7 protein-coding genes are annotated in these 12,796 nt (G+C 37.6%); 6 read left to right on the top strand and 1 reads right to left on the bottom strand.

Annotation, left to right across the window (positions count from 1 at the left end):
- Window positions 1–104: 104 nt before the first annotated feature.
- The gene (locus tag ACH3O9_RS02210; protein ID WP_416443941.1) at window positions 105–938 is read right to left on the bottom strand and encodes a sugar phosphate isomerase/epimerase family protein; all 834 of its coding nucleotides are present in this window, start codon (window positions 936–938) and stop codon (window positions 105–107) included.
- A gap of 406 nt (window positions 939–1,344) precedes the next feature.
- Here ACH3O9_RS02210 and ACH3O9_RS02205 point away from each other — a divergent pair, with 406 nt between their 5' ends.
- The 6 genes from ACH3O9_RS02205 to recR all read left to right on the top strand — a co-directional run bounded on the left by ACH3O9_RS02205 (window position 1,345) and on the right by recR (window position 12,795).
- Window positions 1,345–6,528, top strand: coding sequence for a gliding motility-associated C-terminal domain-containing protein (locus ACH3O9_RS02205; protein ID WP_416443939.1), 5,184 nt, complete (start codon window positions 1,345–1,347; stop codon window positions 6,526–6,528).
- Between the two features lie 4 nt (window positions 6,529–6,532).
- The gene (locus ACH3O9_RS02200) at window positions 6,533–7,534 is read left to right on the top strand and encodes a PorP/SprF family type IX secretion system membrane protein (RefSeq protein ID WP_416443937.1); all 1,002 of its coding nucleotides are present in this window, start codon (window positions 6,533–6,535) and stop codon (window positions 7,532–7,534) included.
- Window positions 7,535–7,592: 58 nt separating this feature from the next.
- Window positions 7,593–8,345, top strand: a complete 753-nt coding sequence (locus ACH3O9_RS02195; protein WP_416443935.1) for a LytR/AlgR family response regulator transcription factor — start codon at window positions 7,593–7,595, stop codon at window positions 8,343–8,345.
- Entirely contained in the window at window positions 8,323–11,301 is a 2,979-nt protein-coding gene (locus ACH3O9_RS02190; protein ID WP_416443933.1) for a histidine kinase, read from the top strand. The genes ACH3O9_RS02195 and ACH3O9_RS02190 overlap by 23 nt, the downstream gene beginning before the upstream one ends.
- A gap of 288 nt (window positions 11,302–11,589) precedes the next feature.
- Window positions 11,590–12,006 (top strand): OsmC family protein, encoded by a 417-nt coding sequence (locus ACH3O9_RS02185; RefSeq protein ID WP_416443931.1) that lies wholly within the window; start codon window positions 11,590–11,592, stop codon window positions 12,004–12,006.
- A 171-nt stretch (window positions 12,007–12,177) separates the two neighbouring features.
- Window positions 12,178–12,795: a recombination mediator RecR gene (gene recR / locus ACH3O9_RS02180; protein ID WP_416443929.1), complete on the top strand. Its 618-nt coding sequence runs from the start codon at window positions 12,178–12,180 to the stop codon at window positions 12,793–12,795.
- Window position 12,796: the final 1 nt, after the last annotated feature.

The raw sequence follows: 12,796 nt of genomic DNA, 5'->3' as shown, positions 1-12,796 counted from the left end.
AATTTAAATAAAGTAGGGCTGGGAATTTTAAAAATAAAAACGGGATGAACTTCTTCACCCCGTTTTCGCCTGTAAACAGGCATGTTCCTGACTATTTAATTGAATTACATCTGCTTTAAATAATCAAGATTGTATTGCATACTGTCAAAAGGATTGTCTGCATATTCTTCCTGTTCTATAAAAATGTATTTTAAACCAGATTCTTTTTTATGGTCTAAAATATCTGCAAGCGGCAAGCCGCCTTTACCAAATTCTGTACTTTCTTTTTTGGCCAGATCCATATCTTTTAAGTGCCACAGCGGGAAACGTCCCTCATAGCGGTTAAAATAATCCATCGGGTCATTGCCCGAAGCCACGACCCAGCCCAGATCAAGTTCCATATGTACAAGGTCTGCATCTGTATTGTCGAGCAGTACGTCGTAAAGTACTTTGCCATCAACTTTGTCAAACTCGTAATTGTGGTTGTGATAACCAAATTTGAGTCCACGATCTTTACATTGTTTTCCCGCTTTATTAAAAGCTTCAGCTACTTTTTTATAATTATCAATTGTCTGTCCTTCAGACGGCATAGTAGAAACAATTAAATAATCCTGACCAGAATCAACAGCCTGCTGCATGGTGTCTTCCCAATTTTCGTCCATATGCACATGCCCGCTTTTAAGGGTCATACCCAGATCTTTGCAAACCTGTTTCATTTCTTTGGGGGTGAGCCCATAATAATTTCCTTTTTGGCTTCTTGCGCTTTCTATTTGTGTAATACCTAAGATGGCAATTTTCTCAAGTGTGCCTCTTGCATCTGCCTGCATAGCATCTCTAAATGTATAGAGTTGTACGCCCAGATCTTTTTCTGTGCGACTTGTAAATGAAAAAGAGGGTAGAATTAAAGTGCCCATGGCTACTGCACCTGTCTGGGCTAAAAAGTTTCTTCTGGTTGTCATTTATGTTTATTTAGGTTGGTTGGTATTGAATTATCGAAAAAAATACCTTTCTAAATTACGAATATCTTATTTCAGAAAAAAAAGTAATTTCATGAATAACAATGAATTCAACAGCTAAAGTTTCATTTAAATTTAATTATTATGATTTGTGGACATTTAATTCTTAAGCGAGAGGCTTTTAATTCGCAGTGTTAAAAATCAATATTTATGATTTTTAGCTAGGTTTTAAGTTATAAAAGTGAGATTTTACCATGAATAAAATTATGTTAAAAAATAAATACAGTACGTCAGTTACATTAGAAGATGAACAGTTAATATTTAAAGAAATAACATAAGATATTTAATGATAATAATAGTTGTAATTAAATTACGCTAGAACTTCTTCCCGCAAAATTGAAAATACCCCATGCAAAAATTTTGCTTTCTTGTTTTAATAGCTGGCTTATTAGGCTTGAGTCTTTTTACCGGTAATCGGGGGAGAAGATTAGACTTAGGTCGCTCTTCTGCTGAAGATCTCTCTTTTTTAGTAAATCCAGATTTTCTCTTACCTACTGCAACCATAAGTGGGAGCACAAGTCTTTGCCAGAATGATTCACCAGATCCAGAAGTTACTTTTACAGGTGCAGCAGGAAGCTCACCATATACTTTTACTTATTCTGTAAATGGTGGTGCCCCTGAGACAATAACATCTGCTGTAGGATCAGATTCTGCGGTATTGCCGGTTAATAGTGCTCTTTCAGGAACCTATATATATGAACTTCTAAATGTAATTGATGATGCTGGTGATTCTCAAAATCAAAGTGGCACAGTAACTATTAGCATAGAAGAAAAACCTATTTTTACTGAGCAACCTCAATCTCAGGCTATTTGTGGTAGTAATAGCGACGATTTAGAAGATCTGACAGTTGCCTATGATACATCAACAGGTACTCCTTCTTACCAGTGGTACATGAATAATATAGATGATAATACATCAGGTACTCTTATAGCGGGAGCTACTTCTGCAAGCTATACCCCCAGTGCAATTGAAGGAACTGTTTATTATTACTGCATTATTAATTTTACTCCTACTAGTTGTTCTCCCTTAATTTCTGATGTAGCCTCTATAAATGCACAACAAGTAGCAGATATTGGTTTTGAACGCATGGAAGTTTGTTCAGGAGAAACATTTATAAATATCCCTTTGAATCAGGATGGCAGTGCACCACCGCCTGTAACTCTTTACACATGGGATTTGCCTTTTGTTACTCCAATAGGAACGGTCACAGGAGCGACCGCAGAGACGACGCCTCAAGCAGAATTTAGTCAGACCTTGACTAATATCAATCCTACAGGAAATTCAAGTGTTCTTGTCTACACGATTATTCCCTATACTAATGGATGTGCAGGACCCTCATTCTTTAGAGAAGTAACTGTTTTGGCTAAGATTGACATAAATGAGGTTGTAACAAATATTAGCTGTTTTGGCGTAAAGGACGGTTCAATAGAGACAACCGTGACTGGTGGTCAACCGGGCAGTACCGGTTATACCTACAGTTGGACAGGCCCCAACGGATTTTCAGCCTCCACAGCCGATATTTCAAGCTTGGAAGCAGGTATTTATGATCTCGAAGTTATGGATGATGTGGGCTGTACAACAACTGCAAGTTACACGATTACCGAACCAGCTGAATTAGTGCTTGCAGCGGATTTAGAAACAGATGTTAGCTGTTTTGAAGCTGCAGATGGAAGTATAGCCATTACCGCCACCGGCGGAACCGGAACTTATACCTATTCCTGGACTAAGGACGGAGCCGCTTTTTCCACTTCGGAAGATCTAACTAATCTGGAACCTGGGGTTTATGAAGTTATGGTAACTGATGATAATGGTTGTGGTCCACAAACCCTTTCGTTCACCATCGATGCACCTACTGAAATAGAAATTGCATTAACCACACAAACCCATGTCTCATGCTTTGGGAATTCCACCGGAAGTCTGGATATTGAGGTTAGCGGTGGTCAACCGGGCAGTACCGGTTATACCTACAGTTGGACAGGCCCCAACGGATTTTCAGCCTCCACAGCCGATATTTCAAGCTTGGAAGCAGGTATTTATGATCTCGAAGTCACCGATAATGCGGGCTGTACGGCTACGGCAAGTTATACGATAATAGAGCCTGCTGAATTAGTGCTTGCAGCGGATTTAGAAACAGATGTAAGCTGTTTTGAAGCTGCAGATGGAAGTATAGCCATTACCGCCACCGGCGGAACCGGAACTTATACCTATTCCTGGACTAAGGACGGAGCCGCTTTTTCCACTTCGGAAGATCTAACTAATCTGGAACCTGGGGTTTATGAAGTTATGGTAACTGATGATAATGGTTGTGACCCACAAACCCTTTCGTTCACCATCGATGCACCTACTGAAATAGAAATTGCATTAACCACACAAACCGATGTCTCATGCTTTGGGAATTCCACCGGAAGTCTGGATATTGAGGTTAGCGGTGGTCAACCGGGCATTACCGGTTATACCTACAGTTGGATAGGCCCCAACGGATTTTCAGCCTCCACAGCCGATATTTCAAGCTTGGAAGCAGGTATTTATGATCTCGAAGTCACCGATGATACAGGTTGTTCAACAACTGCAAGTTACACGATTACCGAACCAGCTGAATTAGTACTTGCAGCGGATTTAGAAACAGATGTAAGCTGTTTTGAAGCTGCAGATGGAAGTATAGCCATTACCGCCACCGGCGGAACCGGAACATACATGTACTCCTGGACCAAAGATGGAGCCGCTTTTTCCACTTCGGAAGATCTAACTAATCTGGAACCTGGGGTTTATGAAGTTATGGTAACTGATGATAATGGTTGTGGTCCACAAACCCTTTCGTTCACCATCGATGCACCTACTGAAATAGAAATTGCATTAACCACACAAACCGATGTCGCATGTTTTGGCAATTCCACCGGAAGTCTGGATATTGAGGTCAGCGGTGGTCAACCGGGCATTACCGGTTATACCTACAGTTGGATAGGCCCCAACGGATTTTCAGCCTCCACAGCCAATATTTCAAGCTTGGAAGCAGGTATTTATGATCTCGAAGTTATGGATGATGTGGGCTGTACAACAACGGCAAGTTACACGATTACCGAACCAGCTGAATTAGTGCTTGCAGCGGATTTAGAAACAGATGTAAGCTGTTTTGAAGCTGCAGATGGAAGTATAGCCATTACCGCCACCGGCGGAACCGGAACATACATGTACTCCTGGACCAAAGATGGAGCCGCTTTTTCCACTTCGGAAGATCTAACTAATCTGGAACCTGGGGTTTATGAAGTTATGGTAACTGATGATAATGGTTGTGGTCCACAAACCCTTTCGTTCACCATCGATGCACCTACTGAAATAGAAATTGCATTAACCACACAAACCGATGTCGCATGTTTTGGCAATTCCACCGGAAGTCTGGATATTGAGGTCAGCGGTGGTCAACCGGGCATTACCGGTTATACCTACAGTTGGATAGGCCCCAACGGATTTTCAGCCTCCACAGCCAATATTTCAAGCTTGGAAGCAGGTATTTATGATCTCGAAGTTATGGATGATGTGGGCTGTACAACAACGGCAAGTTACACGATTACCGAACCAGCTGAATTAGTGCTTGCAGCGGATTTAGAAACAGATGTTAGCTGCTTTGAAGCTGCAGATGGAAGTATAGCCATTACCGCCACGGGCGGAACCGGAACTTATACCTATTCCTGGACTAAGGACGGAGCGGCTTTTTCCACTTCGGAAGATCTAACTAATCTGGAACCGGGGGTTTATGAAGTTATGGTAACTGATGATAATGGTTGTGGCCCACAAACCCTTTCGTTCACCATCGATGCACCTACTGAAATAGAAATTGCATTAACCACACAAACCGATGTCGCATGTTTTGGCAATTCCACCGGAAGTCTGAATATTGAGGTCAGCGGTGGTCAACCCGGCAGTACCGGTTATACCTACAGTTGGACAGGCCCTAACGGATTTTCAGCCTCCACAGCCGATATTTCAAGCTTGGAAGCAGGTATTTATGATCTCGAAGTTATGGATGATGCAGGTTGTACAACAACTGCAAGTTACACGATAATAGAGCCTGCTGAATTAATACTAATTATTGAGAGAACTCCAATTAGCTGCTATGGTAGTAATGACGCTACTATAACTTTAAATATAACAGGCGGAACAGCGCCTTACTCTGTAGAAAGCGAACTAGGCACAGATTTATATTACGAAAATTTACTACCAGGCCAATATAATTTTACAGTAACTGATAGTGCTGGCTGCCAAATTGATGAGCAGGTATTAATTTCTGAAGCAAATGTTTTTACAATTGATCCTGTTATTAGAGATGTGACATGTAACGGGGCAAATGATGGAAATATACAATTGAATATTACAGGAGGCGAACAGCCACTTTCAATTATTTGGGATGATAGTGCCGAAACAGGAGATGTACGTGAGAATCTTGCAGCCGGAGGTTATAAAGTAACAGTTATGGATGCCGGAGGATGTCAAATTTCAGCTTTATTTACCATTGAAGAATCTGATGTTTTAAGTGTGAATGGAACTGTAACATCAATTCCAGCTTGCAATGTAGAAAAAGGTGGGGATGTTATATTAGATATGGCTGGGGGTACAGAGCCTTACACTTATCATTGGTCTAATGGAAATACTGCGAAAGATCTTATGGAAGTACCTGCGGGAAATTACATAGTTAATGTTACAGATGCTGCAGGATGTGAAGTTAGCGATTCTTTTACTATTGAAGTCCTGACACCTTTAGTTTTAAATGTTCAGACTGATACGTCATATGATTGTAATAATAACATGATTGTACAGAATTTTCAGGCAGAGGTGAGTGGTGGTACTGAGCCATATGATTTTGCATGGTCTTCTGGTGATGTGAGGGGAGATAATGACGAAATTATGTCAACTATTCAAAATGGTGAAATATTTCTTGAAGTCACAGATGGTAATGGATGTTCTGCTATTTATACTTATATGGTTGATTTGCCAGAAATAGGAGAAGCTTCCTTTGATTTAGATTCTGAAAGTTATAGAAATACCGATTCTTTTTCGATTAATGATCCTATACAGTTCACAAATACTTCATCTGGCGATTATATAGAAGTGTACTGGAATTTTGGTGATGGAACTTTTTCAAATCAAGATAATCCATCTCATATATATGCTAATGAAGAAAGCTATGAGGTAATACAAAGTGTTACTTATTCTTCAGGATGTATTAAAACATATAGCTATACTATAAACCTCAATAACAGCTATAATATAATTATTCCTAATGCATTTACACCTAATGGTGATGGGATGAATGATTATTTCGCCCCCGTTTATAGAGGTCTTACAACTATTACTCTGAATATATATGATACCTGGGGGAGCATGATTTATTCTGAAACAGGTTCTGATCTACAGGGTTGGGATGGCAATATTAAAGGCAATGAAGCTGAAAATGGCAATTATTATTACACTGTGACTGGAATGACTATAACAGGTGTAGAGGTGGAAGAAGGGGGAGTGTTTAAGTGTATTAAATAAGAATATGAACTATAAATATATCTTACTTTTTCTTCTGGGGTGCAGTTTTTCAAAAATGAGTGCTCAGGACCCTGTATTCACACAATACTTCCTCATTCCTGAATCTTTAAATCCCGGCTTCAGTGGATTTTTAGAAACTACTTATGTGGGCGTCATTCATAGAACCCAGTGGCCAGCGCTAGATCTTAGAGTTGATACAGAATATGGTTTTGTGAATACTTGGTTACCCACTGTGCATAGCGGGGTAGGAGTGAGTGTGCTTAATCACCGAGAGAATGGGTCAGGCTATAGCCTTTCTGAAGTAATGGCAAATTATGCCTATCGTGTTCAAATAAGTGATAACTGGTATTTTAGACCAGCAATCGAAATAGGGTTTGGGCAAAAGAGCTTTGGTTTTCAAAACTTGCTTTTACAAGATCAGATCAATGTTTTTTCAGGAACTATTAATCCCAATTCACTAGATACAGCAATTCTTAAAGATAAAGTGAATTATTTTGATTTTACGGCAGGGATGGTATTGCAGAATGATGAGGCATGGGTTGGCTTATCACTTAAGCATCTTAACAGACCCGACATATCTTTTACAGAAGAAGGAAATGTTCCTTTAAATATGTTTTTGTCCTTAAGCGCAGGATATGAATTCTTAATTGCTGATTATATAGATATAAGAACGTTTCCTTTTAAGACTAAGATGTTAATCACTTCAAATTACATGCAACAAGGAGCATATAATAGATTAGATATTGGCGCATCTCTATTGTTTCAGAAAATATTTCTTGGAGCAACAGCTGTTACTAATCCTTCTAAAAATGATCAAAGTAGCCAGTTACTAACCTCTGTAAATTTATTTACAGGATTGCAGTTAGATAGTTTTAGGTTGGGATTGTCTTATGATTTAAATACAACGCAAATAGGAAGAACGGGAGGGATTTATGAACTTTCATTGACTTACCAATTCAATATGGACTCAAGATGTTTTGGATGTCCTAATTATTTGGTTAAATAATATTAGTTATGTTTAGTACAAATAAAAGCAATATTATTGCTTATCTGATACCTTGTAAATGATAAAAGTTATAATCATTGATGATGAATCTAACGCAAGAGATTTACTACAAAAAACGATAGATAAATATTTTAAAAATAAATTTTATGTGGTTGCCAAATGTGATTCTGTAAAAACCGGTGTTACTGCAATACGAGAGTTTGAGCCAGAACTGGTCTTTCTTGACATACAAATGCCCGAAGAAAATGGTTTTGAGTTATTTAAACATATTCAAAATGTAACTTTTGAGGTCGTTTTTACCACAGCTTACAATCACTTTGCAATAAAAGCGATAAAATGCAGTGCTCTTGATTATTTGCTTAAACCAATTAATTACCTTGATTTAAGTTCGGCTTTAAACAAGTTTGAAAAACGAAGCAACAATAATTACGTTCAGAAAAAATTGATGCTTCTGCTCGAAAATATAAACGTAGATAATGTAAATGGTCATAAGATAGCTTTCCCTACATCAGAAGGTTTTGAATTAATTCATACTAACCAGATCTTATACTGCAAAGCAGATAGTAATTACTGCCTGATTAAAAGTATTGACGAGAGTAACAAAACCATATCTAAAACTCTTAAAAGCGTAGAAGAACTATTGCCTGAAAAATTATTTAAGCGCATACATAAGTCTTATGTGATAAATCTCAATTACATTGTGCGCTACTACAAATCTGATAAAGAAGTTGAACTTACAAACGGTGAAAAATTACCTGTCTCATTTAGAAAGGAAGAAGAATTTTTAAATGCGATCATTCAACATAACTAGATTTTTAATACTTCTTATTTTATGTAGCCATATACTGTGGTCGCAAAAATACCCGAGTACTCACTTTTCTACCCTAGACAAATTACCTAACAACACCATACGAGCCCTTCTTGTAGATAGCAGTGGCTTTTTATGGATTGGTACAGATAATGGTCTGGTAAAGAAAGAGAATAACGTTTTTACTTCCTTTTTTGAAGAAAACGGGCTCGCCATGAACAATACATGGGCGATTGCAGAAGATATTAATAATAATATATGGGCAGGGAGTTACGGTGCCGGCCTGAGTATATATGATGGTACAAACTTTTGGAATTTAAATAAGGATGACGGGCTCATAAATAATGAGATCACCAAGCTGCATCAGCATAATAACTTGATGTATGTAGGCAGCAGTGACGGTGTTTCTGTTATTGATGTAGATAATCTAAAAATTATTTCGGCAAAGCCAAATATCAAGCAGCCATACCGGGTGACTTCTTTTTTTGAATATAAAGGAGAAGTGTATTGCACAAGTTATAATACTGGTGCGCATCAGGTGGTTGTAAAAGGTGATAGCCTGCAATTAGTTCCGCTGGCAGATAAAAGCATAAACTACTTTTCTTTTATAGACGGGGATACAATTTACAATAGCCGGAAAGAATATTTTACAAAAACACCACTAACTAAATATTTAAAAGATTCAACGCTACAGCATGGTCTGGGAGCATCTATGATCTGGGATTATGTAAAAACAGGGGATGATAGAATTTTTGCTGCTGCATGGGGAATCTATTCTAATGATGGCGGAGTATACGAGATTGTGAACAATGAGCTCTCCTGCATGAAGTCTGAATTTGATATCCCCAGCAGAGAAGTGATCAGTCTGGCATACAATGACGAGTTGCAACGCCTGTATGTGGGTACAAGAGATAGCGGTTTGTATGAAGTAGATGTGACGGGAAATATACTTTTTACACCTGTAAGCGGTAAAACGATTATCGATTTTGCTCAACTTAACGATATAGATGCAACGCTATACAATGCTTCGCTTTCGCTGAAAAGCAAACATCAACAGATTGAAGTGAGTACCTCTCAGTTTAAGAATTGGGAAGAAAAATACCTGCATAAAAAACACCTGCCTTTACCCAAAAAGGGCGATAATTTTTATGAATTAGATTATAAAACGCCGGCTGAGGATATCAAGTTCTACGATATTAAAACTGATGGATCTTCATTCTGGATTAACAGCAATGTGGGTTTATATGTTTTAGACACCATAGGGAAATTGAAACAATATTTACCCATACATTCTGAAGAGATAAATTTTACATCAACCGGGAATCTCATAGAAACAAATCCTTATGGCGGAGTCAGAATTTTTGATGATATAGCTTCTTTTAAGTACAAATACTATGCTGATACCTTAGCCACGACACCTACAATGGTCGTTAATAGCCTTAAAAAAGGCGAAAAAACATACTTTTTGTCCGTTTTTTCAGGATTATATACATGGGAAGAAGATGGTTTTAAATCATATTTAAAAGATAGCATTTGGGATGAGGAGAAACTGAGACACATCACTCCTTTGGGGTCTCATCTTGCGATCTCTAATGAATTTGGCGATATTTTTATTGTTGATGATTCTGCTGATTTTAAGGTAATCAATAAAATTTCGCGTTCCCATATTAATGGGAATACGATCAATTTTCTCAATCAGTACCGGGGTTATCTAATCATAGGCACAGATAAAGGTCTTACCCTTTATAAAGACGGTAAATACATAATAACAGACAAGGAGCACGGTCTAAAGACACCCTTAAAAGCGGCAGTAGTTGATGGTAAAAATCTTTATGTAGGTAGTGAAGGAGGGCGTTACGACATAAATCTTGATTTTCTAATTAACTGCAAAGACAGGCTTCAAAGCATTAATCTCACTTCTATATCTATTAATGGCGAAGAAATAGCGCCAGAAGATATATTTAAAAATGGGAAGGCGATTCTAGATCATGATGATAATACGTTGTTGATCAAATACAATACTAACCAACACAGGTATCCTAATAAGATGCTTTATCAGTATAGAATCAATCCGCAGCGGGACTGGAGCACGGTTTCTTCACAACCAGAAATCTATCTGGCTTACTTACCGCCCGCCAATTATGAATTAGAGGTAAAAATACTTGATCAAAGTACTGGTATATATTTTCAGGATAAGCTAATTAGTATTCAAATTAACCCACCGTTCTGGAAGCGATGGTGGTTCATTATACCGGCTATACTCTTAATTGCTTCTATAATATATCTTATTTATCGGCGTGAATTGCATAAAAATCGGGAGTTTGAGGCCGAAAAACGTACGATTTTAAAGCGGGTAGAAGAGACTAAGATGGAGGCGCTTTTGGCACAAATGAATCCGCATTTTATATTTAATGCGATGAATTCTATTCAAAATTATATCATAGATAGTGATATAGATAATGCGTCTATTTTCTTAAGTGACTTTTCAAAATTGATACGTATAAATCTTGATCATTGTACACGCGCTCATATTCTTCTTATTGAAGAGATAGAATATTTAAAAGCGTTTGTACGTGTTGAGAATACCAGGTTTAATGAGAAGGTAAACATAGATTTTAGAATTGATCCTACAATTGATATTTATGATGTAGAGATCCCGTCTATGATCATACAACCATTTGTAGAAAATGTTTTTGTTCACGCATTTCCACCTTGTGTAGCGCAGCCACAATTGACGATCACTTTTTCAATGGCAGAAGCATGTAAGCTGCAGTGCACCATAGCAGATAATGGTGTAGGAATATCTACAAACACAAATGGCAGTTTACATAAGTCTAAAGGGATTAAACTGGTAAAAGAACGATTAAAATTATTAGATTATGATGTGGGAAAAGCGCTTTCTATCACGTCTAATAAGAAGGGAACAGCAGTTACTATAACGTTTTCATTAGAACGGTAAAATGCTAAAGTCATACGGTAACTAAATCAGCTAAAACCATAGAAAGGTTAATTCTATATTTACAGTAATTATAGGTTTTTGAGGGGGAATCTTATAATTGTTCAAGAATACCTCAAATTAAATTTTGAGGTATTTTTTTTGTTTAAAATCTTCTTACATCCTCTTATTTGTGCTTTTCTATTTTCAGCTCTTCTAATAGTTTATCTTATTGTAAATAAAACATAAATAGTTGCTCACCTGCGTTGTAATAAATAGCTTTATTACCATTTAAGTAATAAACGCAAAACCATGAAATTTAATAGAAAAGCATCAGCTAACTGGAAAGGAACAGGTAAAGAAGGAAAAGGTTCTATCACTACAGAGAGTAAAGCACTAGATACAACACAATATTCTTTCAAAACACGATTTGAAGAAGGTGTGGGCACAAATCCTGAAGAACTCATAGGTGCTGCACATGCGGGATGTTTTACTATGCAACTTAGCTTTTTGCTTACAGAAGAGGGTTTTACTCCTACAAATCTGGATACAGAAGCAAAAGTTACTTTTGAAGACGGCAGTATTACTAAAGTAGAACTTACACTAACCGGCGAAGTAGAAGGTATAGATAAAGAGAAGTTTATCGAGATTGCAACTAAATCTAAAGAAATCTGCCCTATCTCTAAGTTGCTTGATACAGAGATCACTCTAGATGCAACATTAAAATAAAAACCACATAATTTATAATTCATTAACCAGGAGGTTTTTAAGTAAATCTACCTGGTTTTTGGGTTTTACGGCCCATTTTTAGCTTTCGCGAAAAGCATACACGTGTAAATAACTGATTATACGGCTGTTTCAATAAAATCTTTCTACAAGGTAATTTTGTATTTTTGAATCATGGAATTTTCTTCAAAACTTCTTGAAAGCGCCGTTTATGAAATGTCGCAATTACCGGGTATTGGTAAGCGCACAGCTTTGCGACTGGTGTTGCATTTATTAAGACAATCAGAATCGCAAACCACTCATCTTGCTCAGGCGCTGGTCAATTTGCGTACAGAGATTAAGTTTTGTAAAAACTGTCATAATATTTCAGATGTAGAATTGTGTGAAATATGTGCAAACCCAAATAGGGACTCTAGTTTGGTTTGTGTTGTAGAAGATGTAAGAGACGTTATGGCTATAGAAAATACCAGCCAGTATCGAGGGCATTATCATGTTTTAGGAGGGAAAATTTCCCCTATGGACGGTATTGGCCCCAATGACCTAACCATTCACTCTTTAGTAGAGAAAGCTAAAAAAGGAGAAATAGAAGAAGTGATTTTTGCCCTCAGCTCTACGATGGAGGGTGATACGACCAACTTTTATATTTTTAGACAACTTGAACCACTATCGGTTAAAATGTCTACAATTGCTCGTGGTATAGCAGTAGGTGATGAGCTGGAATACGCAGATGAAGTAACCTTGGGAAGAAGCATACTTAACCGTATTCCTTTTGAGAATTCACTAAAAAACTAGC

Origin of the sequence: Leeuwenhoekiella sp. A16 (assembly GCF_047946675.1) — a bacterium.
Classification (GTDB): domain Bacteria; phylum Bacteroidota; class Bacteroidia; order Flavobacteriales; family Flavobacteriaceae; genus Leeuwenhoekiella.
Note: the sequence above shows the minus strand (reverse complement) of the source record. Positions and strands in the feature narration are given on the sequence as shown.